The 25,686-nt window shown below is 55.3% G+C and carries 20 protein-coding genes; 14 read left to right on the top strand and 6 right to left on the bottom strand.

What is annotated here, in order from left to right; translation table 11 throughout:
• Together WW58_RS04685 and WW58_RS04680 are read right to left on the bottom strand one after the other, a co-directional pair.
• Positions 1-280 (bottom strand): RpiB/LacA/LacB family sugar-phosphate isomerase (locus WW58_RS04685; protein ID WP_288143407.1); only part of this gene is annotated, 280 nt, incomplete at its 3' end.
• A 174-nt stretch (positions 281-454) separates the two neighbouring features.
• The gene (locus WW58_RS04680; RefSeq protein ID WP_257228149.1) at positions 455-2,674 is read right to left on the bottom strand and encodes a carboxy terminal-processing peptidase; all 2,220 of its coding nucleotides are present in this window, start codon (positions 2,672-2,674) and stop codon (positions 455-457) included.
• Between WW58_RS04680 and WW58_RS04675 the strand changes: the two genes are divergently transcribed.
• From WW58_RS04675 to WW58_RS04620, 12 genes are all read left to right on the top strand, one after another.
• Complete coding sequence (locus WW58_RS04675; RefSeq protein ID WP_102737876.1) at positions 2,667-3,197, top strand: hypothetical protein; 531 nt, start codon at positions 2,667-2,669, stop codon at positions 3,195-3,197. The two genes, WW58_RS04680 and WW58_RS04675, sit on opposite strands and share 8 nt — an antisense overlap.
• Positions 3,197-4,162, top strand: a complete 966-nt coding sequence (locus WW58_RS12990; RefSeq protein WP_102732132.1) for a phosphatidate cytidylyltransferase — start codon at positions 3,197-3,199, stop codon at positions 4,160-4,162. The genes WW58_RS04675 and WW58_RS12990 overlap by 1 nt, the downstream gene beginning before the upstream one ends.
• Positions 4,163-4,198: 36 nt before the next feature.
• Complete coding sequence (hrpB, locus tag WW58_RS04665; RefSeq protein ID WP_046435746.1) at positions 4,199-6,784, top strand: ATP-dependent helicase HrpB; 2,586 nt, start codon at positions 4,199-4,201, stop codon at positions 6,782-6,784.
• Positions 6,785-6,898: 114 nt separating this feature from the next.
• Positions 6,899-9,139, top strand: coding sequence for an inorganic phosphate transporter (locus tag WW58_RS04660; RefSeq protein ID WP_022198789.1), 2,241 nt, complete (start codon positions 6,899-6,901; stop codon positions 9,137-9,139).
• Positions 9,140-9,642: 503 nt separating this feature from the next.
• On the top strand, positions 9,643-10,941 hold the full coding sequence (locus tag WW58_RS04655; protein ID WP_022198790.1) for a TlpA family protein disulfide reductase: 1,299 nt from the start codon (positions 9,643-9,645) through the stop codon (positions 10,939-10,941).
• Between the two features lie 8 nt (positions 10,942-10,949).
• Complete coding sequence (locus tag WW58_RS04650; RefSeq protein WP_232051404.1) at positions 10,950-12,332, top strand: CCA tRNA nucleotidyltransferase; 1,383 nt, start codon at positions 10,950-10,952, stop codon at positions 12,330-12,332.
• A gap of 26 nt (positions 12,333-12,358) precedes the next feature.
• Positions 12,359-14,128: an alpha-amylase family glycosyl hydrolase gene (locus WW58_RS04645; RefSeq protein ID WP_102734541.1), complete on the top strand. Its 1,770-nt coding sequence runs from the start codon at positions 12,359-12,361 to the stop codon at positions 14,126-14,128.
• 135 nt (positions 14,129-14,263) lie between these two features.
• The gene (locus WW58_RS04640) at positions 14,264-16,765 is read left to right on the top strand and encodes an Amuc_1098 family type IV pilus outer membrane protein (protein WP_046435745.1); all 2,502 of its coding nucleotides are present in this window, start codon (positions 14,264-14,266) and stop codon (positions 16,763-16,765) included.
• A 78-nt stretch (positions 16,766-16,843) separates the two neighbouring features.
• The gene (locus WW58_RS04635; RefSeq protein WP_215833109.1) at positions 16,844-18,427 is read left to right on the top strand and encodes a hypothetical protein; all 1,584 of its coding nucleotides are present in this window, start codon (positions 16,844-16,846) and stop codon (positions 18,425-18,427) included.
• A gap of 15 nt (positions 18,428-18,442) precedes the next feature.
• Complete coding sequence (locus tag WW58_RS04630) at positions 18,443-19,171, top strand: lysophospholipid acyltransferase family protein (protein ID WP_022198796.1); 729 nt, start codon at positions 18,443-18,445, stop codon at positions 19,169-19,171.
• Entirely contained in the window at positions 19,144-20,019 is an 876-nt protein-coding gene (gene folD / locus WW58_RS04625) for a bifunctional methylenetetrahydrofolate dehydrogenase/methenyltetrahydrofolate cyclohydrolase FolD (protein WP_022198797.1), read from the top strand. The genes WW58_RS04630 and folD overlap by 28 nt, the downstream gene beginning before the upstream one ends.
• 67 nt (positions 20,020-20,086) lie before the next feature.
• Positions 20,087-20,869, top strand: coding sequence for an enoyl-ACP reductase FabI (locus WW58_RS04620; protein ID WP_012420677.1), 783 nt, complete (start codon positions 20,087-20,089; stop codon positions 20,867-20,869).
• Positions 20,870-21,012: 143 nt separating this feature from the next.
• Here the strand turns inward: WW58_RS04620 and WW58_RS12985 are convergent, their stop codons facing one another.
• The gene (locus tag WW58_RS12985) at positions 21,013-21,360 is read right to left on the bottom strand and encodes a hypothetical protein (RefSeq protein ID WP_257228008.1); all 348 of its coding nucleotides are present in this window, start codon (positions 21,358-21,360) and stop codon (positions 21,013-21,015) included.
• A 505-nt stretch (positions 21,361-21,865) separates the two neighbouring features.
• Between WW58_RS12985 and WW58_RS04610 the strand changes: the two genes are divergently transcribed.
• Together WW58_RS04610 and WW58_RS04600 are read left to right on the top strand one after the other, a co-directional pair.
• Positions 21,866-22,021, top strand: coding sequence for a hypothetical protein (locus tag WW58_RS04610; RefSeq protein ID WP_288143406.1), 156 nt, complete (start codon positions 21,866-21,868; stop codon positions 22,019-22,021).
• A gap of 413 nt (positions 22,022-22,434) precedes the next feature.
• Positions 22,435-22,755: a hypothetical protein gene (locus WW58_RS04600; RefSeq protein WP_046435737.1), complete on the top strand. Its 321-nt coding sequence runs from the start codon at positions 22,435-22,437 to the stop codon at positions 22,753-22,755.
• Positions 22,756-23,013: 258 nt separating this feature from the next.
• Here WW58_RS04600 and WW58_RS04590 read toward each other — a convergent pair whose 3' ends face one another.
• The 3 genes from WW58_RS04590 to WW58_RS04580 are packed head-to-tail and all read right to left on the bottom strand — an operon-like array spanning position 23,014 to position 25,685.
• Positions 23,014-23,478, bottom strand: a complete 465-nt coding sequence (locus tag WW58_RS04590) for a diacylglycerol/lipid kinase family protein (RefSeq protein WP_215833431.1) — start codon at positions 23,476-23,478, stop codon at positions 23,014-23,016.
• Positions 23,475-24,614: a transglutaminase-like domain-containing protein gene (locus WW58_RS12980; RefSeq protein ID WP_215833432.1), complete on the bottom strand. Its 1,140-nt coding sequence runs from the start codon at positions 24,612-24,614 to the stop codon at positions 23,475-23,477. Before WW58_RS12980 ends, WW58_RS04590 begins: the two co-directional genes overlap by 4 nt.
• 12 nt (positions 24,615-24,626) lie before the next feature.
• Entirely contained in the window at positions 24,627-25,685 is a 1,059-nt protein-coding gene (locus WW58_RS04580) for a tRNA dihydrouridine synthase (RefSeq protein ID WP_012420680.1), read from the bottom strand.
• Position 25,686: the final 1 nt, after the last annotated feature.

Raw genomic sequence — 25,686 nt, 5'->3', positions numbered from 1 at the left:
GGGCCGTGCGGCAGAGGGCGGCGCGGACGCCCACCCAGCGGTTGGCGGCAATGCTCATGCCGATGCCGGACCGGCAGATAAGGATGCCGCGGTCGTTGGTGCCGTCAGCAATGCTGCTTGCGACTGCATTGGCGTAGTCGGAATAATCACAGGAATTTTTGGTCATGGTTCCCATGTCGGTCACTTCATGACCCCATGCCTTGAGGAGTTCTGCTACGGTTTCCTTGAGATCGACTCCGGCGTGATCCGCGCCGATGGCAATTTTGTATGTCGTATTCATGGTGGTGCTCATTGCTGACGGGCAAAAATACTGCCTTATTTCCCTCCGGCTGGCAAGCCCCGGATTCATTTCGGGCTGTTCGGGAGGCACGGCTCCCGGAATTGCCTCGGAAAAAAGAACCCCGGTTCCCTGAATGGGGCCGGGGCGGCAAGGAGGTTCGCGAGGAGCGAGCCGTTATTTTCCGGAGGATTCCAGCTTCAGCATATCCTGGACGATGTTGATGCCTTCGCGGAGTTCCGGATCAAGGCCGGAGGGGTATTCCGGGGAGTCGTCCAGTTCTGCCGTGGGGTCTTCCGCCAGGTGCATGAATTGTTCATTGTCTTTTTCCGGATCCGCCAGGGGCAGCTCCTTGGCGTTGACGTCATCCAGCGTCAGGCGGTAAATTTTGTATTTGGTTGCGTCTTCCTTGGCCATTTCCGCGAAGCGGATTTTACGTTCCTTGTTGATGGATTTGCGGCGTTCTTCCAGGGCGGAGTTTTCCTGTTCCCGGATTTTCTTGTTCAGGGAAAGCTTGTTGTCCTTGATGCGCTGTTTCATCATGGCGATATCTTCCCTGGCAATCTGGAGGTCGCGGTCTTTTTCCACGCGCTTCGCGCTGGCATCTTTCAGCACGGGCAGCATGGCCGCGATGGAGGAGTCCTTTTTGTAGTTGGTGCAGGGCGTAATCTGGTCATAGGGCATCGCGTAGTCCAGAATGTCTTCTCCCAGCTCGAATGCCGCCGTAGCGGTGGGAAGCTGGATATCGCTTTCCACGCCTTTGAGCTGGGTGGAGCCGCCCGCCACACGGTAAAATTTTTGGGTAGTGACTTTCAGCAGGCCCGCACGGTCTCTGGCCGCGAAGAAAGGCAGGTATTGGCCGATGTCCACAGGCTGCTGCACAGACCCCTTCCCGAAGGTGGATTCATCCCCCACAATCACGGCGCGGCCGTAATCCTGAAGGGCCGCGGCCAGAATTTCAGAGGCGGATGCGCTGAGTTTATTAATGAGCACCACAATGGGGCCATTGAAGAGTTTCTGGCGGTTGTGGGCGGATTTGATATCCACGTTGCCGCGGGTGTCCTTGATTTGTACCACGGGGCCGTTTCCGGTAAAGAAGCCCGTCATCAGGCGCACTTCCTCCAGGGAACCGCCGCCGTTGCTGCGCAGGTCAATTACCAGGCCATCCACATTTTCCTTGTTCATCCGTTCCAGGATTTTTTTGACATCCTTGGCACAGCGGCGGTCTCCGCCTTCCATGTCTGCGTAGAAGGAGGGAAGGCTCAGCACGCCAATGCGGTTCCTGCCTTCCGGAGCTCCGGTAAGTTCAATGATTTCACCTTTGGCAAGTTCATCCTTCAGAGGTACCTTGGAGCGGGTCAGCGTAATGATTTTGGCCTGTCCGGGGGCGTCTGCCGGCTCTACTTTCAGGCGCATCTGGGTATTTTCGGCTCCGCGGATCATATCCACCACTTTGTCCAGCTTCATGAACAGGATATCCACCATTTCTCCGGAGTTGTCGGAGTCAATGGCAACGATGCGGTCGTTCAGCTTCAATTCTCCGGATTTGTCAGCCGGTCCTCCCACAACGATACCGGTAATTTTGGTGGAACCGTCGTCTTCACTGCCCAACAGGGCGCCGATGCCGGTGAGTTCCGTACCCATGGAGATTTTGAAACGGTCCACCTGGCGCGCACCCATGTAATCCGTATGCGGGTCATACGTCAAGGCTACGGCGCTGAGCAGTGTTTCCGCTACGTCTTCCAGATCCGTTTCCTGAATATTGCGTTGAATGCGTTCATAACGCATAAGCAGTTTTTCCTCCGCGGGTTTTTCATTGGCCAGGGGATCGGGCTTGTTCTGTTCCTTGGCCAGGCGCGCTACGGTTTCACGGCGCAGGATTTCGGACAGGAGCTGTTCCTCCACCATGTCTTTCCAGACCTGCTGCATTTCCGCCTCATCCTTGGGCCACGCGGCTGTTTTGCGGCGGGAACGTTCGATAGACTTGTCTTTGTCAAAGGTGAAGCCTCCCTTTTTCAGCAAATCCCGCGCATAGGAGATGCGCTGCATGGCGCGCTGGCGGTAAAGGGCGTGCATGGCCTGGGCCGCATCCATCATCTGGCCGGACATAAGGTAGTCGTCCAGCTCCTTACCGTATTTTCTTTTGAGGGCGTCTACGTCCTGCTGGGTGAAGAATATTTTGTTGGGGTCTACCTTGCGCAGGTAGGTTTCCAGGAATTTGGCGGATAGTTCATCGCTGAATTCTTTGCGGGAGAAGTGGAAATTCTGGAGCAGCAGGGACATTTGCTTGCCCACCTGGTTGAAGTCCGTAGCCGCAGAGGCGCAGGAAGTAATGGCGGCTGCGGCCAGGGCCGAGAATGCGGTGAGTCTAATCCAACGGAATGAGTGCATGTTCATAACGGAAAAGGGTGCGTTTTTTTCCATTTGGGGAAAAAGCTGGCGCCGGGATGTAAGTGTTACTGATTTGCAGGTGATTGTCTATCTTATAAAACGTCCACATGACGCTATTTTGCTCTCCTTGTTTCCGGAAGGGGACAAGAGTAAATGGAAGCCGGTTCATCCGGAAATATCCGGCGGCGGCAGGGGGAGGAAAGAAGAGAATTCATGGGTGGATAAATCCACCATAAAGTTTGAAATTTTGTGCGGAAGTCCGGCATTTGTCATATTGGAGCTGCATGGAAATGGATTTCATTTTACGGATGTTTTTTCCGCATTTCTTCCGCTTTTTGTTGTTGCGTGTTTTCTTTGGTTTTCCGTTGCTGCATCCTTCCCGGAGAGGGAAAAGTGGCGGGATGACTGCTTTCCTGTTTGCAGCGGGGAGGGTGAGGATGGGGAGAACGGACGTTTTCCGAAGAGACGCCGCAGGAAAGGAAGCATTTCAGGATTGAGGTTGCAACGGTTTTCTGTACACTTCGCGTGATGATGAGCATACCGAATCGGGACAAGAGTTTTTCCGGAAGCAAGATGGGTGTTTTGCTGCAGCGTTCATTCAGCACCGTGGTTTTGCTTGGGTTGCTGGCCGGGGCTTTGTGGTGGGACTGCGAACTTGGGTATTACGGTCTGGTCTGCATTTTCTGTATTTTGGCCGCCTGGGAATGGCGGCACATGCTGCTGCGTTCCGGAAAAGCCTCCCAGCCGAACTTGAGCTTTCTTTTCGGAGTGGCGTACCCCGTATTGCTGTCCTGGTCATGCTGCATCACTAAATTCCGGGAAAGCGCCCTTGCGGAACAGGTTTCTTTCCTCATCCCCCTTCCTCTTCTGGTGGCACTTGCCGCTCCGGTCCTCCTGGTAGTGGTTGCCTTCATCCGTGAGATGAAGCACCCGGTGGATGGAAGCAGGGCTCTCCGTTCCGTGGGTACTACGCTGCTTTCCTTTATTTATCCCGTCTGGCTGTTCTCTTTTGCCATTCTGGCCCTGCATCTGGCGTATATGAGGGCGGGGTGTGTTTATCCGGCCATTGTCATGTGTGTGCTGTGGGTCGTTCTGGTAACGAAGATGGCGGACATTTTTGCCTACGTGAGCGGGTTCCTGCTGGGCGGCCGCCTTTTTTCCCGCAGGCTCATTCCCCACATCAGCCCCAAGAAAACGTGGGAGGGCCTCCTCGGTTCCTGGGTGCTGACGAATGCGGCGGCCATAGGGCTGGTTTTCCCGATGTTCAGAATTTCCGTCTTGTCCATAACCCAGGTACTGGTACTGATGGGATGCACATCCCTCATTTTCCTGCTTTCCGTTTACGGGGATCTGGCCGGGTCCCTGGTTAAACGCAGCCTGGCCATCAAGGATTCCGGTTCCCTGCTGCCGGGGATAGGAGGAATTTTTGATTTGATTGACAGCCCTTCCTTTACCGTGCCGTTTTTCTGGTTTCTGCTGGCCTGCATCGGCTGAATGTCCCCGGCACGAACGGATTCCCTGTAACCCGGTATGGTTTTTTCTTCTCTTCCCATTGAGGAAATCCGCGGAGAATTGATGGAGGCTCTGCGGGTTCCTTCTCCGCGCATTTTGTTGAAAGCTCCTACCGGCTCCGGCAAGTCCACCGGCGTTCCTCCGATGATGGATGACGCCGGTCTGGGAGACCGTGGCCTGATTGTCGTTGTACAGCCCCGGCGGATGGCCGCTCGCCTGCTGGCGCGGCATGTGGCCCGGCTGCGCGGGGTGGAGCTGGGAAAAGAAGTGGGGTATGCGGTGCGTTTTGAACGGTACATTTCCTCCCGCACCCGTATCGCGTACGTGACGGACGGCATGTTGGAGCGCTGGCTGACGGAATGGCCCTCCTTGGAAGGGGTGAGCGCCGTGGTGTTTGATGAGTTCCATGAACGCAGCCTTTCCGGGGATTTATCCCTGGGGCGTGTGCTGGATCTGCAGGAAGGGCCGCGCCGGGATCTGGCCGTGGTCGTGATGTCCGCCACACTGGAGATATCAGGGCTGCGGGAATATATGGGAGGTTCCTGCCGGGTTCTGGAAGCGCAAGGCAGGCAGTATCCCGTGGAAGTCGTTTACCGGGCTCCCCGCCTGGTCAGTGACGGACGCGGCAGGGTGGCTCCTCCCCCCATATGGGAGCAGGCGGCGGATGTTGTGCGGGAGGCGGTGAGGGAGGATGACTGCGGGGATGTGCTGGTATTTATGCCGGGCGTGTATGAGATACGGAAAACGGTGGAGTTGCTGGCAGGAAAGCCGTGGATGAGCGGCCGGGACGTTTTTCCCCTTTACGGGTCTCTGGCGCCGGAGCAGCAGAATTGCGCCGTGGAGCGGGGGGATATCCCCCGTGTCATTGTTTCCACTAATGTGGCGGAAACTTCCCTGACGATTGAGGGAGTGCGTACGGTGGTTGATTCCGGGCTGGTCCGCCGGTCCGGATGGGATCCGTACCGGGGGATGGATACGCTGCATCTGGTGAAGATTTCCAAGGCGTCCGCCGCTCAGCGCGCGGGCCGTGCCGGGCGCGTGGCTCCGGGGCGCTGTTTCCGGCTGTGGAGTGAGGCGGAACAGGCCCGGAAGGAGGATTTTGACCCGCCCGAATGTTTCCGGGTGGATCTGGCCGGAGCCGTTTTGAATTTGGCTGCCTGGGGCGTCACCGTACCGGAAAATTTCCGTTGGCTGGATGTTCCTGCCCCCCTGGTGATGCAGCGGGCCGTGAATTTGTTGGCTGCCCTGGGTGCGACGGAAGAGGATGGAAGCCTGACGGATACGGGAAAAAGGATGACCGCTTTTCCCCTGCCGCCCCGGCTGGCCCGTCTGATGGTGGCCGGCCAGGATGAACAGTGTGCCGTGGAGCTGGCCGCCGTTGCAGCCCTGATGCAGGGAGAAGGTGTTGCGGTAAAGGGGGGGCTGAACGATCATTTGCGCGATTCTGCGGATTACACGGATTTCCAGGCGGAGTGGCGCGCGGTGGAGAAGGCTGTGGATGCCGGTTTTGGGGCGGCGGCGTGTACCCGCTGGGGCATCTCTTCCCGCGGGACGCGGGAGGCATGGATGGCATACCGGCAGCTTCTGTCCGTCGGCAGCCGGGGAAAAGCCCGGGAAACGCCGGGACCGGATTTTACGGCGGCGCGCCCTGCCGTAGTCCGTGCAATGATTGAGAGTTTTGCGGACCATGTGGGTGTGCGAAATGGCGTGGCAGCCAATACATGCCGCATGGCCGGCGGGGTGGGCGGCAGGCTGGCGGAAGGAAGCGTGGTGTTTCAAGGAGAGCATTTCGTAGCCGCAGAGGTGGCGGAATTGTCCGGAAAGGCGGTGGAAACCCGTGTGGGACGCTGTACGCTTATTGCGCCGGAAGATTTGCGTTCCATTTGGCCGGAGCGTTTTTCCTGCGGGGAGGAAGCCGTCTTCGATGCCGCTTTGCGGCGCGTGCGTCTGCACCGGAAGCTGATGTATGGAGATCTGGTGCTGGAGGATCGTGACCGCGGGGATGCCCCTACGGAGCTGGCCGCCCCGGTTTTGGCTGAAAAAGTAGTGGACGGAACCCTGAAGCTGGTGAAATGGAATGATGCCGTGGAACAGTGGATACGCCGTCTTAATGGTTTGAGCGTTTGGATGCCGGAACTGGAGCTGCCCCGGTTTTCGGAGGAGGACAAGCTGGTCGCCATTTCTTTGGTCTGTGAAGGGGCCGTGGGTTATAAGGACATCAAGGAAAGGGAAATTATTCCCGTGCTGAGGGATTGGCTTTCCGGCTGGCAGGCGAAGGCGCTGGACGATTATGCCCCGGTAAGCCTCACGTTGCCCAACGGCCAGCACGCCAAGGTCAGGTACGGGGAGGATTCCTCCCCGGTGATCAGTCTGACGGTGCAGCGCCTGTTCGGCGTGGCGGTTTCCCCACGCATTGCCAACGGGGCCGTACCCGTGATTGTGGAGGTGCTGGCCCCCAGCCAGAGGCCGTGGCAGGTAACGGGATCTCTGGAAAGTTTTTGGCGGAACGGATACGGGCAAATGAAAAAGGACCTGGCGGGGCGTTATCCCCGGCACCGTTGGCCCGACCCCGGGGAACTGGATTTCCTTCCCCGTTCCCGGTGATAAGGAGAAAGGATTTTTCTGTAACAAAACAGTAGCAAAATCGACCGTTTCCGTGTAAAGAGGCGGTGGTGCAGCTCGCGGATGCCCTCCGCCCACCATTCACAAGAGACAGTTATGGACTCAATTTACTGGATTATCATCACAGCCCTGCTGCTTCTGGCGGCATTTGACTTGATCAACGGCGTAGCGAATGACGCTGTCAACTTCCTCAATTCCGCCATCGGTTCCAAGGCTGCACCCGTGCGGGTGATCCTGACCGTAGCTTCCATCGGCGTGCTGGTGGGGGCCTGTTTCTCCGGAGGCATGATGGAAGTAGCCCGCAACGGTATTTTTCACCCGGACATGTTCAGTTATCATGAAGTGATGCTGCTTTTCCTGGGGGTAATGATCAGCGAAGTGATTCTGCTGGATACCTTCAATACTTTCGGATTGCCTACGTCCACCACCGTTTCCCTGGTATTCGGTATTTTGGGGTCTGCCGTAGCGACGGCCCTGTTCAAGATTTCCAAGCTCCGCCTGGTTCAGTCCGTGTGGGATTTCATTAATACGGACAAGGCTTTTGAGATTGTCACCAGCATTCTTCTTTCCGTAGCCATCGCCTTTACGGTGGGCACCATCGTCATGTGGATTTCCCGTCTGGCGTTCACGTTTAAATACCAGTCCCGGTTCAAATGGTTCGGCTGCTTCTGGTGCGGCATTGCCATGACGGCGATAGCCTATTTTGCCGTTTTCAAGGGCTTGAAGGAGTCTACCCTGATGGAGCCCTCGTTCATCCAATACATTGACCAGAATCTGGGCATGGCCCTGCTCACGGCCTTCGGCGGTTTTTCCGTGCTCATGTTCCTGCTTCAGCATTTGTTCATGACGAATATTCTGCGCCTGACCGTTCTGGCGGGCACTTTTTCCCTGGCTCTGGCCTTTGCGGGCAACGACCTGGTGAATTTCATCGGCGTTTTCATGGGTGGTCTGGATTCCTTCCAGTACGCCAGCGGCGTGGCGGCGGCCGGTGGCTCTCCCTCATCCATCACCTCCATGGAGTGTCTGATGCCGGGGCAGGGCATGCCGGTAAACCATTATATTTTGTTCGCCGCGGGCTGTATGATGATTTTTGCCTTGTGGTTCTCCAAAAAGGCAAAAACGGTGATCGCCACCGGCGTGGAACTTTCCAGGCAGGGTGAAGGCGGTATTGAGCGTTTCGGCTCCGTCCCCCCCGCCCGCGCCATCGTTCGCAGCGCCATCGCCCTGGGACGCGGGGTGAAAAGGCTTATTCCCGCCCGCATGCTGGTGCGCATGAACCACCAGTGGGATCCCGCCCCCCAGCCCTTGAATCCCAAGGACCGGGTGGCATTTGACCTGATTCGCGCCACGGTGAATCTGACGGTTGCTTCCCTGTTGATTGCATGGGCTACTGGCAGGCAGCTCCCTCTTTCCACCACGTACGTGACGTTCATGGTGGCGATGGGCTCCTCCCTGGCGGACAAGGCATGGGGAAGGGAGAGCGCGGTTTACCGTGTAACCGGCGTGCTGACGGTGATTTCCGGCTGGTTCATGACCGGGCTGGCTGCCTTTACGCTGGCCGCCGTCATGGCTACCATCCTGCATTACGGACAGGTGTACGCCATCTTCGGTCTGCTGGCCCTGGTGGTTGTCATTCTGGTAAAGTCCACCATCATGCACCGCAAGCGGGAAAGCAAGCTTTCCGTAGAGCGTTTTGACCAGATTACGGAAGAAAATATCCTGGATGTATGCAGCCACCAGATTGTGGACAGCACGCTCAAGCTGCGGGAAATTTACAATGACACCGTGGAAAACTTTTTCCAGGGGGACAGGAAGGCCCTGAAAGAACTGGCGGATGCCGCAGAACGGCTGGCCATGACCAGCAGCGAACATCACAAGTACGATATTCTCCCTATTCTGTACAAGATGCAGTCCCGTTCCCTGGATATGGGCTACCACTTTGTGCAGGCCCTGGAGCATCTGAATGAAGCTACGCAGAGCCTGTCGCAGTTTTCCGAGTCCATCTTCACGTATGTGGATAATAACCACACGCCGTTTACGATTGACCAGGTGGACGATTTGAAGGAGGTGCATACCGCCCTCATCAAGCTGCTGGATGAATATTGCAAAATGCTCCAGACGGGGACGTACATTCAGTTCGACTATACGATGGTGGCCCAGGAACAGCTTCTTCAACTGGTGGCAAAGGCCACCAAGCGCCAGATCAAGCGGGCCCAGCGCAACCAGACGCGCACCCGTTCCTCCCTGCTTTATCTGAACATGCTTAATGAAATGAGGTTTATGGCCGTGCAGGTGCGGGCCCTGACCAATGACGAACGAAACTTTGTAGCAGCCTGAAGCGGCGGTTCTCTGTTTTTTTCACGTAAGGAAAAAAATTCTTGAGCGTTTAATTCGTGAAGGTATCCTGAATGAACAGGGATGTTCGATAAGGGAGGAACGAGAGCTTCCCTTGTCACCAGGAATAACCCTGATTTCATAGGTAGTTAGTTGGAGCGGCTACGGGAGAAATTCCGTAGCCGCTTTTTTGTCTTCCCGGGCCTTGTGTCATACAAAAGAAATAATGTTTGAACATATTTGCCGTGCGTTTGTCTCACCCATAACGGTTATGATCCGGATGCAGTGAAAGAGAGAGCGCTTCATCCACTTAAGGACTCGACCGTCTTCATAGGTAGTTAGTTGAACAGCAGCCCCGGCGAAGGGATTCGCCGGGGTTTGTTCATTTCCGGAAGATGTATTCCGCGCTGTAAACAGCTGGAAGGGAGGGGAAAAGAAAAAATAGGCTGCGTTTTGCCACGGGGTTTGATTGACGTGTGGGATGCGTCAGGGCATAGTGGCAGGGTATGAAGAGAGCGTTTTGCGTGATAGCCGGTGCATGCAGCCTGCTTGGATGGGCTCCGGCGGACGAGACGGGCATGAACAATGTGCTGGAGGATTGGCGGATGAGGCAGTCCGACTGGGAATCCGCATTGAAAACGGCTGAAAGCGGGGAAAAAAGGGCGGAATTGATGAAAAACCGTCCAGATGCCGTTCCGGTGGCTCGGGAATTATGGAGGCTGGTAGGGCGCGACCTTCAGAAACCCGAGACTCAAAAATCCTGCCTTCTTCCGGCTGTCGTCTGGTTTCTGGATCATCCCCAGGCTGTAGCGCAGGCGTTCCCCAATGGAGACATGGCCAGGAAAATTGTCGTGTTCTGCCTGGATTCCCTGGAAAATACGCTGTTCCGGGAACAGGGGGCGGGAAAGGCGGCGTATGCCCTGAGCAATTCCCGTGACCTGCGCTGCCGCGTTATTCTGGAACAGATCAAGGATTACAACCAGTTCCCTGAGGACCAGGGCCTGGCTTCCCTGGGCCTGGCCATGGTGATGAAGGAAACGACAGGGATGCTTCAGGATGACGTCAGGCTGGTGGCGGCCCGCGGAAAATTGCTGAAAGACGCCATTATCAAATGCTATGATTCCAGTTTCGGCCCTATTCCGGTTCAAAATATTGTGAAGGAGGAACTGTATGAAATACGCAATCTCAATATCGGGCAGACCGGGCCTGAAATCAGCCTTCCCTCTACCGCGGCGGCCGGAAAAGTGACGCTCCCCTCCGGGAATAAGCCCGTGCTGGTGGTTTTTTGGGATCCGCAGGATATGCGTTCCGTTCAGTTTTTGCAAAAGGCCGCGTCTCTCCGAAAAGAATTTCCCGGTTTGACGGTGATGCCGGTGGCTCCCGGAAAGAGAGAGAACATAGAAAAGGCCCTATTGAACTTGAAAATGGATATGCCCTCCCTGGTGGATGAAAAAGCGGCGGCGTTTAAGGATTACCGGGTGAGGCTCACCCCGCGGGTGTATCTGCTGGACCCTGCGGGGAAAATCCTGATGCGCGGCACGCCGGATATGCTGTTTGACGCCAACCTGTACGCGGTCATGGGCAAACTTGAGGGAAAAAAGAAAGAAAAGCCGGATGGGAAAAAGTCTCCCTCCTCCCCTGCTTCCTCCAAGCCTGTTTCTCCGCCGGCCAGGATTAATTCCCCGGATACGCGCGTTCCCTCTGTTTCCCGGCCTGATAGGCCGCGGCCCGCGTTCCCTTCCGCCCCCTCCGGTGCGGAGGACCATTCTCTTTCCGCTCCTCCTTTGAGGCCCATGCCTGAATGATCCGTTTCATGGAGGGGATTCTGTTGAGAAAGGCCGCGGAGGACGTGGCCCGGGTTCTTTCCGGAGCAGGACACACCGTATATTTTGTGGGCGGCTGTGTTCGGGACAGATTGCTGGGATATTCCGTGAAGGATATCGATATTGCTACTTCCGCCCGCCCGGATGAAGTGTTGCGCCTGTTTCCGGATGCATGGGAAGTGGGCGCCGCCTTCGGCGTGATGCTGGTACGCCGCGAAGGTTTTTCCTTTGAGGTGGCGACCTTCCGCAGAGACGGAAGCTACAGGGATGGCCGGAGGCCGGAGGCCGTCTGTTTCACGGATGCGGAAGAAGATGCCCGGCGGCGTGATTTTACCATGAACGGCCTCTTTGAAGATCCGTTTTCTTTGCCTCCGGGCCGTGTGGTGGATTATGTAGGCGGAGTGGAGGATATCCGGGCCCGCGTATTGAGGTGCATCGGGGAGCCGGACCGTCGTTTTGAAGAAGATTCCCTGCGGCTGATGCGCGCCGTACGTTTTGCCGTTACCAGGGAAGTTCAGGTGGAGAAGGAGACTTGCTCCTCCATTTTCAGGAACGCTCCGCTGCTGGCCCGGATTTCCCCGGAACGCATCCGGGAGGAACTGGACAGGATTTTATTGTCTCCCGGAAGGAAACGGGGTGTGGAAATGCTGGTGGAAACGGGGTTGATGAAGCATGTCATTCCGGAAATATACGATATGATAGGCTGTACGCAACCTCCCCAATGGCATCCGGAAGGAGACGTATACACCCATACGCTGATGATGCTGGATGCGCTGGGAAGGGACGGCTCCCCCGTGTCTTTGGAGCTGGCCCTGGGGGTTCTGCTGCATGACATCGGGAAACCTCCCTGCCGTCAGGTGGATGAAACGGGGCGCATCCGTTTTTCCGGTCATGACAAGGAAGGCTCTTCCATGGCCAGGGTCATTTTAAGAAGGCTGAAATATTCCAATGCCGTGGTGGATGCGGTGTGTTCCATGGTGGAGCGCCATATGCGCTTCATCAACGTGAGGCAGATGAGGAAATCTACGCTGCGAATGTTCATGAACGCTCCTCATTTCCGGGATGAACTGGAACTCCACCGCCTGGATTGCCTTTCCTCCAACGGACTGATGGACAACTGGCAATTTGTCAGGGACTTCATGGATTCCTACCGGAATGCCCCTCTGGTGCCTCCTCCTCTGGTGACCGGGCGTGATCTGGTGAATCTGGGGCTGTCCCCGGGGCCTGATTTCGGGAAATGGCTGTCCCGTCTGCAGGAGCTTCAGTTGGAGGGAACGCTCCGGACCAGGGAGGAAGCCCTGCTGCAGCTGGGACAAATTGCCCCGGTGGAACAGAATGCGCTTGCAGAATACCTGAAAAAGTTAGCATTATAAGCGTCAAAATTTGATTATTTCAACTCATGCGTCCTGTCATTTATCAACTATTTGTTCGTCATTTTTCCAATATGGAGACCCATGGAGTTGACTGGGGGAGCCGGGAAACGAACGGGTGCGGAACTTTTAATGGAGTGACGGATAAAGCCTTACGTGAAATAGCACGGATGGGTTTCACACACATCTGGCTGACCGGGGTGCTGAGGCACGCTACGCAGACGTCCCATCCCGGGCTAGCCGCCCAGCCGAAATCCATCGTAAAAGGCCTGGCAGGAAGTCCCTATGCCGTGGTGGATTATTTTGACGTGGATCCGGATCTGGCCTCCTCCCCGGAGAAGAGAATGGATGAGTTCAAGGCTCTGGTAAAGCGTTGCCGGACGGTGGGGCTGCTGCCGATGATGGATTTTATTCCCAACCATGTTTCCCGAGCCTACCTGGCGGACTGGGACGGGCATGACGATTTTGGAGAAGGAGATGATCCCCATACGTTTTTTTCTCCGGAGCAGGGGTACTTTTACCTGACCTCCAACAGCCCTGGGGACGGTCCACCCCTGCGTCTGCCGGACGGCCTGTTTGAAGGGGAAATGACGTTCGGACGTGTGACGGGCAACAATGCCGTTACATGGAATCCCGGCAAGTACGACTGGTATGAAACGGTCAAGCTCAACTACGGCTATAACTTTATGGCCGGTCTTCCTGCCCTCCGCCTGTTGCCGGGGTGGACCAGCCCCAAGCAGCATGTGCCCAAGACATGGCGCATCATGGACGATATCCTTTCCTTCTGGCAAAGCCTGGGCATCGGCGGTTTCAGGTGCGACATGGCCCAAATGATCCCCATGGCTTTCTGGAAATGGGCCATTTCCCGTTCCCGGGTGCGTCTGCCGGACGTGTTTTTCATGGCGGAGGCATACAACGACCACATGAAAACCACACCCGGCGATCCGTGCGCCGCCCTTCTGGATGCCGGATTTAATGCCGTTTACGATTCCGACTGCTATCATCTGGCGCTCCATATGTACACGGAAAATAACTGGGCCAATGACTTCGACCGGCTTTTCCGAAGCAATCCCATATACATGACCCACGGCGTCCGCTACGTGGAAAACCATGATGAAACTCGCGTGTGCTCCCCTCTTTCCTGGGGCGGCGTGGGACGCGTTGTTCTGCCGGCGGTCATGACGCTGGTGTATGCCTCCGGGAGCGGTCCCGTGCTGGTGTACAACGGGCAGGAAGTGGGGGAACGGGCGGAGGGGCCCGGCGGTTTCGGCGGACATGACGGACGTACCAGTATTTTTGACTATACCTGCCTCCCCCGGCTCCAGCCCTGGGTGGCGAATGGCCGGTTTGACTCTTCCCTGCTGCCGGAAGAGTCCGCAGAACTGAGAAATTTTCATCGGAAGCTTCTTCCTCTGATGCAGCATCCGGCGCTGGACCGGGGAGATTTTTACGGACTGAACTGGGCTAATATGAAAAACACCACTTTCGGCAGGGAACCGGCGGAAGACACTTCCGGCCACTGGGTATATGCCATGCTCCGGCATGATGCCCGCGCCAGGGCTACCGTGCTTGTGGTGGGGAACCTTTCTCCAAATATCAATTTCTACAACCTGCGCATTTCCATTCCCCAGCACGCTTTCGGCTGGTGCGGCATCCAGACGGATCGGGTACGCGTCAGAAACCTGATGGACGCCGAGGATGAGGAGAGGATTTTTGAGCGGCGGGAATTGATGGACTGCGGTCTGTCCCATCCCCTGAAACCGGGACATGTGGGCGTGCTGGAACTGTCTGCCGTTTAAAGAAACGTTCCCTCCGGAGGGAAGCTGCAGCCTTTGCCGATATTTTTTACTCTGCTGGGCGTTTTTATGATGACGGGCGGTTTTTAATTCGGTATAGTCCCGGAAATTCCTATGACTAGACGTTTCCCTCACTCCATGTCTGCCATTCAGCAAATTGCCATGGCGCTTGCCGTTGCCGGTATTGGAGCCGGCCAGGGGCTGGCCCAGGAGGGGGCAGGGGCCGCACGCCGGGCAGCAGCCCGGATGGAAGAGCAGGCTCAGGCTTCCATGCTGCTGTTGGGGCAGGCGCGTCAGCAATATTCCGAGGGCAAGTACCAGGAAGCTCTGGACAATTACCGCAGAAGCCTGACTGCGCTGCCCAAATCCCCCAACATGGAGAAGCGCCGCCGTTTCCTGGAAACCAGCATCGCGGATGCCAGCGTGGCCGTGGCCCAGGAATATATCAAGGCGGGGCGTTATGATGAGGCCGTCAAGTTGCTGGAAGATGCCCTGAAATCCACTCCGGACCATGCCCTGGCCAGGCGCACGTTGGAAATAGCCCGCGACCCGGTGCGTACGAATCCGGCATTGTCTCCGGAACACGTAAAAAATGTAGAGGAAGTCAGCCGTCTGCTTCACCTGGCTTTCGGCTATTATGAACTGGGCCAGTATGATGCGGCCCTGAAGGAATTTACGTCCGTCCTTAAGACGGACCCTTACAATACGGCGGCGCGGCGCGGCATGGAACTGGTTAACCGCGCCAGAACCGCCTATTTTAGCGCTGCCAGGGATGAAACCCGCAGCAGTGCCCTGGCGGATGTTTCCAGACAGTGGGAGATGCCCGTTCCTTTGACGGAAACACCGGAAGAACCCGCTTCATTTTCCCGTCCCCTGGATAACCCGGTGGTGAATGTGGACCAGAAACTGGGCATGATCCGTCTGCCCCGTGTGCAGCTGGATGGAGCGACGGTGCAGGAAGCCGTGGACTATCTGCGCAGCCAGGCCAGGACGCATGATGCCACGGCCATGACTGCGGCGGAACGCGGCGTGAATATTTCCGTGGATCCCGGTCCTGCAGACAGCGTTTCCGCCAGGGACGCCGCCGCCAAGAGAATTACGCTTAATCTTCAGAATGTACCTCTTCGTGAGGCTCTGGAATACGTGGCGCGCGCATCCGGCCTTATTCTGCGGACAAATGCCTTTGGTGCGGAACTGGTATCCAGTTCAGACGGAACTTCCTACATGGTCACCAAGTCCATTACCCTTCCGCCGGGCTTCTTTTCCGGATTGTCGGAGGACTCCAGCGCCGAAAATTCAGACCCCTTCAGTTCCGGTGATTCCGGTTCTTCCGGCATGACCCTGAAACGGGTGGATCCGCAAAAGGCGCTGGCTTCCATGGGGGTGAAATTCCCGGAAGGCAGTTTCATTAAATACAACTCGGGCAACTCCACTCTTCTTTTCCATGGCACGCCCAGAGATTTGAGCATGCTGGAGGAGCTGGTAGCGGCCAGGACTGCGGAACAGCCCCTCCAGGTGGTGGTCAGCGCGACCTTTCTGGAAGTCAATCAGACGGACTTGGAGGAATTGGGCTTTAACTGGATCGTCAATCTGAACCTGGACCCTACCAAGTGGTTCATGGGCGGCGCGGGAACCGATAAAAATGACTATAACAATTCCGTGCTGGACAGTGCCGCCAATGTGGCCGGAGCCGTCGCTCCCGCAGGAGTGGTGGGCGGGCTGCGTTCCGGCAACCAGGTTTTTACGGAAGATAGCATTGACAGCATGATAGAACGCGGCACTTCCGCCAGAAGTTCTGATGCGACCTATGTTCCCGGCGGCGCTCCCAGCATCGTCACTCTGCGCGGCATGTGGAGTCACGCGGATATCACGATGATTATGCGCGGCCTGAGCCAGAAAAAAGGCACAGACATTATGCAGCATCCTTCCGTGATTGTGCGCCCCGGTGAAAAAGCCACCTTTTTCAGCGGCAGGGAACTGATTTACCCTACGGAATATGATCCGCCTGAAGTTCCCAACAGCACGGGCAATAATAATGACTGGGGCGACAATGACAATAACGGCGGCGGTATTCCGGTCATGCCCATGACTCCCGCCCATCCCACTGCCTTTGAAACCAGGCAGCTCGGCACGATCTTCAATGTGGAAGTGACCGGCATCAGCGATGACAAATCCATCGTGGAAATGACCGTAGTGCCGGAAATCGTGGATTTTGACGGTTTCATCAATTACGGTACGTCGCTTTTCGTTCCCATGGTCTCCCAGGAAAAGGACGCAAAGGAAGATGTCGTCATGGTGAAAACTTCAGACAACTTCATCCTTCAGCCCGTGTTTTCCACGCGGCGCCTGACCGCTCCGGTGCGCATAGCCACCGGCAATACGCTCGTCATCGGCGCCTTGAAAAAATCCACTTCCATTACGTATGAGGATAAAATTCCCGTTCTGGGGGATATTCCCTGGGTGGGGCGCCTTTTCCGTTCCAAGGGGTCCAAGGAACAGCGCAAGGCCATCATCATCATGGTAAAGGCGGAAGTGGTGGATCCGGGCGGCAAGAAGCTTTATACGCCGGATACTTCCATTCCGGACGAGGAGGTCCCGGCAGGGGACGCTTCTCTCCCCGCCCTCAGCAATGTCCAGTAACCTTTAACCGGATCAAGACCATTGAAAAACAGCGGTTCCGATTTTGAGTCTTCTCCTTCCCAGGGGGCTGATAATATCATGCGTCAGCTGCATGCGTCGGATTCCCACGGAGTAGAACGGAGAAGGGAAGTAGTAGTGCGCCCGGACGGCAGCAAGGTGATCCGGGTGGAAAAGCGCCGGCGGACTTACAGTGACGACCAGCGGGAGCCAAACAGGGCCATGTTGAAAAACAAGCGTTTTTTAATAGGCCTTTGCATTCTGGTTCTGCTGGTTGCCGGTGCGCTGGCGGGGACGTATATGTACCGCCTTACTTCTTTCAATACGGAGGAATTTGCCGGCCGTCTGCAAGCTGATCTTTCCGCCGCCTGGGGCGGAGATGTGAAAATTTCCGGAATGGCGGTGGATGGCCTTACCATGAAGGCTTCACGCATCAGGGTATCCTTTCCGGAAGATTCCTGCCTGTCCTTTGTGGCGATGGAAGGCATCTCCGGGGAAATTTCCGCCGTGCCCTTATTCATGGGGAAAATCAAGGGGGAAAGCCTTAATGTGTCCAGGGCGGTAGTCGGTTTGCGGCCCGGATTCGTTAAATTTGCCGTACCGCAGACGAAACGGGAATTGCCGTTCGTTTTCCGGCGATACACAGCGCCGCGTCTGGAAGTGGGGTATGCCCATGGGACGGAAGAATTTACTCTGGAGAGGAATGGCGCTCCCTTTTATATGACGGCGGAAGCCTACATCCGCACGTCCGGGAACGGACCTGAACCGGAATACGTGCTGGATTTGTCACAGCAAAAATTGAAAATCAAGGGCTGGCCGCTGATGGGGGTTGATTCCGGTTCCGTCATTCTAAACGGGAGCGGCGTCAAGCAGCTCACTTTTTCCGGTTTTCTGGACAAAGGGCGCCTGCTCAATAAGCCTACGGATCTCAGCCCCTTCATGATTACGGGGAATTTCCTTCTGGGTACGGATTTTCGTCACCAGGCGTGGACTTTGACAGGAAAAAATTTCGATCTCGCTTCCCTGCTGGGAGATGATTTCTCTTCCCTTCTCAAGGTGCAGACGGGAGAACAGGAAGGGGATGAAAAGCATGAATTGAAGCTGGATTTTGCTTTGCCTGTAACAACTGAACAGAAGAGGCCCTCCCTAAAAGGATACAGCGGTTCCGTTATCAAGGCGACCATGATCAGGCTGCCTGTTTTGCGCCTGTTGGCGGCCATGGCTGCCCGGAATACGGAAATAAGGCTGCCGTACTCTTCTCCCGTCTTTACGTCCGGTTCTTTCCTGCTGGAAAGCGATGGAATGGGCCGTTCCGCCTCCCTGAAGGAAATTTCCCTGTTTGAGCAGGGCTTTCTGGGAGTGACCGGGGGGGTGTACAGTAACGGTACTTCCTTGACGGGGAAGCTGGTTTTTAAAATTCCTTCCTACATGGTGGACAGCCGGAAACTGCCTTCCGGCGTGACGCAGGAAGGGCATGAAATTATTCTTCCTGTGAAAATTTCCGGTACTCCGGAGTCTCCACAGGACAACTCTGCCGGAATGTTCCGGGAAGAGGCGCCGCGCACGGGCCGCCCGGAAATGCATACCGCTCCTTCCCGTGGAATAGCTCTTCCAGCTCCGTCAAATTCCTCTCCTCCCCGTATTACGGTAGACGGATTCATGTGATATTGTCAGGACTCCATGCTGCTGCTCAATCCTATTGTTCGGAAAACATCTGAAAAGCGTTCCCGCTGGTGGACCAGGCTGGCCGGATTTGGCCTGTGGTCCGTACTCCAGCCCATTTGCATGAGCCTGAATATCCGTTCCATCAAGGAGGAGCATGATGATGTTTATACGGCGCCTTTTCTGGTAGCCCTTTGGCACAACCGCACGATGGTGCCGGGTTATGCGTGGTCCCTGGCCCAGAAGCCGCTCAAGATGAGTGTGCTTACCAGCGCCAGCAAGGACGGCGCCCTGGTGGAGGCCGTATGCAGGCATTTTGGCCTGGGTGCCGTCCGGGGATCTTCCGGACGGCGGGGGGCTCTGGCCTACATGGAAATGATGCGAAAGATCCAGGAGGGGGACGTCTGCTTCTGTTTTACTCCGGATGGTCCGCGAGGCCCTATTTACGAAGTGCACCACGGTATTGTCAAACTGGCCTCCCAGTCAGGGCTGCCCATCGTTCCCGTATGCATCGAATATGAAAGCTGCTGGCGTTTGAACAAGACCTGGGACCGCTATGCCATTCCCAAACCGTGTTCCAACGTAAATATTCTATGGAAAAAGCGCCTGTTCATTCCTCCGGACGCAACGGATGAACAGGTGGCGGATTATGCCCGTCTTCTGGCCGGGCTGCTTGGCGAGGGGCTTCCGGACTTCCCGCCTCTTAACCAATCATTATTATGCAAATCATCGATGGAAAACAAGTAGCTTCCCAGGTGCTGGAAGAGGTTGAAAGGGATATTGCCCGGCTCAGGGAACAGGGAATAACGCCCGGTTTGGCCGTGGTTCTGGTAGGGGAAGATCCCGCTTCCCAGGTATATGTAAATTCCAAGGTGAAAAAGTGTGCGGAGCTGGGGATGAATTCCCGTAAAATAGTTCTCCCTTCCGACGCCTCCCAGGAAGAACTGCTCCGGATTGTCCGTGAATTGAACGTGGATCCTGCCGTCCACGGCATACTGGTGCAAAGCCCGCCTCCTCCCCATATCGACGAGGCGGCCGTGGTCCTGGAAATAGACCCTGCCAAGGATGTGGACGGCTTCCATCCGGAGAATGTCGCCAAGCTGGTGCTGGAAGATGAGACCGGTTTTGTGCCCTGTACCCCTCTGGGCTGTATGAGGCTGTTAAAGGCCGCCGGCATTGAAACGGCGGGAGCGAATGCCGTGGTCATTGGCCGCAGCATGATTGTGGGCAAACCGATGGCGCATCTTTTGATGTCCAAACAGGCAAACGCTACCGTAACCGTGGCTCATTCCCGTACGAAAAACCTGCCGGAACTTTGCCGTTCCGCTGATATCATCGTGGCAGCCATAGGCCGGCCCGCTTTTGTGACGGCTGATTTTGTGAAAGACGGCGCCGTAGTGGTGGATGTGGGCATCAACCGTGTGGAAGATGCCTCCGCCAAGCGCGGCTACCGGATTGTGGGAGACGTAGCCTATGACGAGGTGGCTCCCAAGTGCCGGGCCATTACTCCCGTGCCCGGCGGCGTGGGGCCGATGACTATCGCCATGTTGATGGCTAATACGGTCAAAGCGTGCCGCCAGCAGACGGGAGCCTGACGAAAATGCCGTGACGTCCGTTTTTCTTGTCAAATGAAGGAAAGTAAGGCAGTATTCAGTTACCATTATGTCAAGTAAATTACTCGAAGGCAAAGTTGGTGTCGTAGTCGGCGTAGCGAACAAGCGCAGCATCGCGTTCGCAATTGCCAAGGCGTGGCATGAAGCGGGCGCAAAGCTCATCTTCAATTATCAGGGAGAACGTCTCAAGGACGGAGTTCTCAAGCTGATCCATGAGAACTTCGGAGAGGATGTTCCCGTTTATGATCTGGATGTCAGCAGTGATGAATCTGTTAACGCTTTCTTTGAAAGGGTCCGCCAACATACGGATAAAGTAGATTGTCTGCTGCATTCCGTGGCTTTTGCCCCGAAGGAGGCTCTTGGCGGCAGTTTCCTGGAAACGGGCCGCGAGGCGTTCAAGATTTCCCTGGATATCTCCGCTTATTCCCTGGTAGCTCTTTCCCGCGCCGTGGAACCCATGATGTCCGACAACGGCAGCATTTTGGCGATGTCCTATCTGGGATCCGAAAAAGTGGTTCCTAACTACAATCTGATGGGAGTTTCCAAAGCTGCCCTGGAAGCCTGCACCCGTTATCTGGCTTATGATTTGGGCCGTTCCCGCGGTATCCGTGTCAATTGCATCAGTGCAGGCCCCATGCAGACGCTTGCTGCTCGCGGCGTTTCCGGTTTTAACACCATGTTCAAGGTGTATGAGGAGCATGCCCCTCTGGGCCGTTCCTGCACGGGTGAGGAATTGGGAGCCACCGGCGTTTTCCTGGCCAGTGACGGCGCAGCCGCAATCACCGGGCAGGTGATTTACGTGGACGGCGGTTATCAGATTATGGGAATGTAACGCATTCCCTGCGGAAGCTTTCTTCCTGTTCACAAGCCGTACCGGTTTTTCCGGTACGGCTTGTTTACGGTTTCATGGAGAAGGTAAGGGGGGCTGGGGGATTCCTGGCTTCTGTCAAAAAGGCCCTGTTTTCCCGCTGCGTTTCAGGGGACGAACACTTTCAGCGAACCGGGGCGGGTGATGCGGACCGGAGCGTTTCCTGCATAATCGCCGTCCAGTTCGCAGGCGGCCTGTCCGGCGGAGGTGACGGTTCCCCCCGTCATCCGGATGTATTCAAAACTGCCGCTCCTCCGGGAATGAAAGCCCCCTTGGACTGCGGCCATCAGGAATTCCCCGATGATGGAAGTAATGGAATGCCTGAATACTACTGCGTCCAGAAGGCCGTCACTGTTGTCCGCTTCAGCAAAGAAGTTAAGCGGCCCGCCATATTTGCGCCCGTTGCCGAAGATGATGGAGCGTCCTTCCAGTACCCGGCCTTCATCTGTGGTCAGGGTGAGGCGCGGCTGTTTTTCCGTACTATACTATGATATTTAATGCTAGAGCACAGAGAGATAAAAACGGTGCTCTTGTGACTCTGGTGAATCCCTTAAACTGAATCAACATAAGTAGTAAAGAAGAAGGTTGACCCTCACCCATAAATCCTGTCCCGATGATTTTCTAAATCATGCACTAAATCAATGGGAAACGAAATAGACAAACAAAGACCGGAAATATCCCTCGGTCAGATACAGGAACAGGTGGCTAATATCCTGATTTGATTTAAGTATCTGGTGCTAAATGGGAAATGATTAAGTTGAGGGATGGGGCCCGGCCTTTAGATTAGCGAAGGGAGTAGACATTGACGCAGTTGTCAAAAAGGCCCATGAAATGGGAGGCTATACCGCAAAAATTTTTCCCGGGTAAAAAGCTTCTGCATAAGTTGGAATGGAATTCATTATTGGCAACGTTGCAGAAAACCTTGTTGCTTTTACAAAGGATCTGGAATATGTATGCAACATGCACACAGATTCACATACGATGATTAAGGCTTCCGTTCTCTTCATCGCAGTTCATATGGTGATTGCCTATTGCCGGGACAACTTTCCGGACAAGCTGGAAGATAATGAGGAGGGAGGTAATTCTCGTTTCAGAATGCTTTCGGTGGCGAGCTAAATAATCTTCTCCAAGATCTTGGAATTATCTATGTATAATTATGTGGATAAATCTGAACTTGTGAATTATAATCTTAATTATTATAAATAAATGTATGTGTATCGATAGATCAATTTATATTGCGGCAGCTGTATTCATCTTTTTTGTCTTTATCGTCTTCGGTCGGAAACTTTCGTGGTCTAGAGAAGAGGAAGAAGACTATTCGGAAGTCGGAGTCTCCATAGGTAATCGAGTAAGATATACCGCCAAGTATCTGAATTCCAAGGATGTTCGAGTTACGCGCGCGCCTGGGGGGGGTATTAATGTCTATGTCCCTCAGCTGAACAAGAACGGGGATAAGATTGGACAGATTTGTATTCAAGGAGCTAACGTTAGCGTGATATATTATAAAATATATTGAACCATAGGAAAAAATGAAAATTCTTGGATACATGAATTATAAGCTAGTGATTGTTGCCCTTGTCTTTACTATCATCCTCCCTTCTTGTGAGGATTCGGGGCCCGAAATAACGAGAGGAACCTACGAGCGAATAATAGTCTACTTAGGTGACCAAGTAAGGTATGATGCCAAGGACGTGCCAGCCGATGCGGTTCAAGTCACTTACGACAAGGGGAAGCTTTGTGTTGAAGTCCCCCTGATGAATGAGGATGGAGATAGGATTGGACGGCTTCGCTTTTCTGGCTCCAACGTTGGAGTGTACAGGCAGTGGAAATATACAGTAGGAAAAAGATGAAGAATCCTAAATACATGAACGCCTAGGAACTAAAAGATGCTATCTCCCTGCTCAATGAAAAATATTATGGTGTAGGCATGTTCGTAGTACCGGACTGTGTATATGACGACCTCGTCTCCAAGTTTTATCTTCGTTTCCTGAAATCTAAGGAATTTAATTCCCTTGGTGATGATAGGCAGAAAGGAGCCGAGGCTGGTTGCTACTTTCAACTCATCCTTTCTCTTGACAAGATTCACGAGGAGACCCGGGCGCCGGCAATTACGTAGGCGAAGGCTTTCCATTTTTTTTCATTTCCCACGTGGTCAGTTCTACGGCGCGGGCGTCCGCGCCAATGCCCGCCATTTGAAGAAAAACTTGCCCGTTGAATGCGAACAGGTCCACATTTTTGGAACGCCCCGTGTTCAGAATATGCAGGGCGTGGTCGAAATCCGGACGGATTCCTATTTCCCGTGAAAAAACATTCATAGTATCCGCAGGGAAGGGGGCCAGCGCCGTTTCCGTATTGCAGAGAGCCCTTGCCGCGATTCCCAGCGTGCCGTCCCCTCCCGCCACAGCCACGGCGGGCGCTCCGGAATTCACCTGGGAAACCAAATGGTTCAACATGTCTTCCCTGCTTTCCGGTTCAATAACGTTAAAAAAATCCCGGTGCTGATCCAGCCAGCGGCGGAATCGACCGGCTCTGGCGCTGCGCGCCGTGTTATTGAAAAACAGGGGAATTTTCATGGAGCGGACACGAAGAAGTTCAAAATCTGTACCGGAGCTTCCGTGTGTGCCACAGGTTCATGGCGCACGGTTCCGTCAGGCAGCTTGAACTCCAGCATGCCGCGGGAAATATTGTCCGGCAGGAGTACCTCAAGAAACTTCCTCATGTCGTCGGACGGTCCGGGTGTAATGCCTTCCGCCAGAACTTTCCCTTCTTCCGATTTGAGGACGACGTGCAAGGGAAGCCTTCTGGCACCGTTTTTTCTCTCTTCCCTGATGTCCAGCATCAGCCGGCTGCCGGGCACATATTCCGGTTGGGCCGCCACCCATTCATTCGCCAGTTTCATGTAGCGGTCCGTGATATTGACGGCGGGGACGGTACGGCTTTCCGGAGGGAAAGCCAGCGCGTGCCGTTTTTCGTCGTAGCGGGCTTCCCATATCATAGGAAAAAAGGCTCCTGAAGGTTCTTTTTTCCAGGAGGTGGCATAAATGGCGTTCTCCGGTTTGCGGGGATCCAGCATGCTGATGGCGGACATCACCCACGGGGTGTTGAAGTCCTTTTCATTGTATTCCAGCATTTTCCATTCTCCGTCACACCAGGCTTCCACCCAGTTGTGGTTGCCGCGCACGTGGTTCCAGGTAAGAACGCCCGCCATGCGGGCCGGAATGCCCACGGAGCGAAGAGCGCAGATTAGCAGGATGCTTTGGCCTGTACAGGAAACCTTGCCGGATTGCAGGGATTCCCTGACTCCCTGGTGGGGAACTCTTCTCTCCGTGGAATAGCGTACATTCAGGGTTTTCTGGATGTGGGAGGCGATGGCGAGGGCGGCTTCCCGCCCCGTCTTGCATGGGGAAACAAGCGGTGAGAAGAGGTGATGGAACTGCTCCCTCCATTCGTCGCGCGGTTCGTTGACTACGGCATAAGGGAGAACATTATTTTCATAAAGTTCCCACGGAACCTGGGCAGCCCAGGGGAATTGGCTCCGTGCAGCCAGGGCGAGGCGGACTTCCCGGACCAGCCTTTCTTGCGTAACCGTTCCCCTGTCCTGCGCGGGCATGTGGGCACGCAGAAACTCCACCCCGTCCTGAATGGCGTCATGGGCGGCGCAAATAGCGGCGGTCAGGCCCGGGAGAAGGGCGAAAGGCAGCAGATTCATGAACGTTGAAATTCATACCTGAATTCCGGGAGGGAGACAAGCTTCCTCTTGCGCAAGAAGGGTATGGAAATGGGCAAAGAGATGCGTGTCTTCCGGCGGAGTGGGGGCAAAGGGTGCGTCGTTATCCAGAATATCCTCGCAAATGCGCATGAAATCGCGGGCGGTTTTCGCCCTTTTCATGTAATGGTCAAAAGTGTCGGGAAGTCCCCGCGCGGTGTAAACCAGATATTTTTTCATGCGGTGGATGTGTTTTTCCTCCACATAATGTTCCTGCATTTCCCGCGTGCGTTCATAAAGGCGGCGAATATAGTGCAGCACGTTCCGGAAGGTAAGGTCTGCTGCAGGATGGCCCTGAAAGCGGGAATGAAGCTGTGAAAATATCCAGGGATTGCGCAGGGCTGCCCGTCCAATCATCAGCCCAGCTGGCCGGGCCAGCCGCACCCATGCCTCCGCTGTGGCTGCATCCACAATATTTCCGTTGGCGACTACTGGGCATTTCAGCATTCCTGCGGCCCATTTCACCCATTCCGGGTGTACCGGGGAGCGGTAGCCCTCACGGACGGTGCGGGCGTGGATGCACACCCTGTCCGGGGAATGGGAGGCAATTACCGGAAGAATCCGTTCAAACTCGTCCGGCGTTTCGTATCCCAGGCGGCATTTGACGGTGAAGGCTCCGGGGGGCAATACGTCCCGAAGCGCTCCCAGGGCCGCGTCCATGGCCTTCAGGGACCGCAGCATGCCTCCGCCCGCATTTCTCCGGCATACGATGGGAGCGGGGCAGCCCATGTTCAGATCCACGCCTGCACAGGCGTGTTCCATCAGGACCTGCGCATCCCTTGCCAGGTATTCCGGTTCATGGCCCACGAGCTGTCCGTAAATGGGGCGGCCTGTAGGATTTTCATCAATGGAGCGCAGAATGTATGGCGACATCTTTTTATGATGGGCCACCGTCCGGAAATACTCCGTGATGAAATAATCCGGCAGGGAATTCAAGTCCTTCAATGTGTTGAGGAAAGCCAGATCCGTCACATCTTTCATGGGGGCCAGGGCCAGGAGCATGGGTCTGTGCATA

This window comes from Akkermansia sp. UNK.MGS-1 (assembly GCF_000980515.1).
GTDB classification, from domain to species: domain Bacteria; phylum Verrucomicrobiota; class Verrucomicrobiia; order Verrucomicrobiales; family Akkermansiaceae; genus Akkermansia; species Akkermansia muciniphila.
Note: the sequence above shows the minus strand (reverse complement) of the source record. Positions and strands in the feature narration are given on the sequence as shown.

What these genes read in the sequence shown, in the direction of transcription:
- WW58_RS04675 (WP_102737876.1), top strand. Translation starts at nt 2,667, where the DNA reads ATGTTCATAACGGAAAAGGGTGCGTTTTTTTCCATTTGGGGAAAAAGC.
- folD (WP_022198797.1), top strand. Translation starts at nt 19,144, where the DNA reads ATGCAAATCATCGATGGAAAACAAGTAGCTTCCCAGGTGCTGGAAGAG.
- WW58_RS12980 (WP_215833432.1), bottom strand. Translation starts at nt 24,614, where the DNA reads ATGAATCTGCTGCCTTTCGCCCTTCTCCCGGGCCTGACCGCCGCTATT.
- WW58_RS04660 (WP_022198789.1), top strand. Translation starts at nt 6,899, where the DNA reads ATGGACTCAATTTACTGGATTATCATCACAGCCCTGCTGCTTCTGGCG.
- WW58_RS04610 (WP_288143406.1), top strand. Translation starts at nt 21,866, where the DNA reads ATGCACACAGATTCACATACGATGATTAAGGCTTCCGTTCTCTTCATC.
- hrpB (WP_046435746.1), top strand. Translation starts at nt 4,199, where the DNA reads ATGGTTTTTTCTTCTCTTCCCATTGAGGAAATCCGCGGAGAATTGATG.
- WW58_RS12990 (WP_102732132.1), top strand. Translation starts at nt 3,197, where the DNA reads ATGATGAGCATACCGAATCGGGACAAGAGTTTTTCCGGAAGCAAGATG.
- WW58_RS04680 (WP_257228149.1), bottom strand. Translation starts at nt 2,674, where the DNA reads ATGAACATGCACTCATTCCGTTGGATTAGACTCACCGCATTCTCGGCC.
- WW58_RS04655 (WP_022198790.1), top strand. Translation starts at nt 9,643, where the DNA reads ATGAAGAGAGCGTTTTGCGTGATAGCCGGTGCATGCAGCCTGCTTGGA.
- WW58_RS04640 (WP_046435745.1), top strand. Translation starts at nt 14,264, where the DNA reads ATGTCTGCCATTCAGCAAATTGCCATGGCGCTTGCCGTTGCCGGTATT.
- WW58_RS04620 (WP_012420677.1), top strand. Translation starts at nt 20,087, where the DNA reads ATGTCAAGTAAATTACTCGAAGGCAAAGTTGGTGTCGTAGTCGGCGTA.
- WW58_RS04580 (WP_012420680.1), bottom strand. Translation starts at nt 25,685, where the DNA reads ATGCACAGACCCATGCTCCTGGCCCTGGCCCCCATGAAAGATGTGACG.
- WW58_RS04650 (WP_232051404.1), top strand. Translation starts at nt 10,950, where the DNA reads ATGGAGGGGATTCTGTTGAGAAAGGCCGCGGAGGACGTGGCCCGGGTT.
- WW58_RS04630 (WP_022198796.1), top strand. Translation starts at nt 18,443, where the DNA reads ATGCTGCTGCTCAATCCTATTGTTCGGAAAACATCTGAAAAGCGTTCC.
- WW58_RS04600 (WP_046435737.1), top strand. Translation starts at nt 22,435, where the DNA reads ATGAAAATTCTTGGATACATGAATTATAAGCTAGTGATTGTTGCCCTT.
- WW58_RS04590 (WP_215833431.1), bottom strand. Translation starts at nt 23,478, where the DNA reads ATGAAAATTCCCCTGTTTTTCAATAACACGGCGCGCAGCGCCAGAGCC.
- WW58_RS04645 (WP_102734541.1), top strand. Translation starts at nt 12,359, where the DNA reads ATGCGTCCTGTCATTTATCAACTATTTGTTCGTCATTTTTCCAATATG.
- WW58_RS04635 (WP_215833109.1), top strand. Translation starts at nt 16,844, where the DNA reads ATGCGTCAGCTGCATGCGTCGGATTCCCACGGAGTAGAACGGAGAAGG.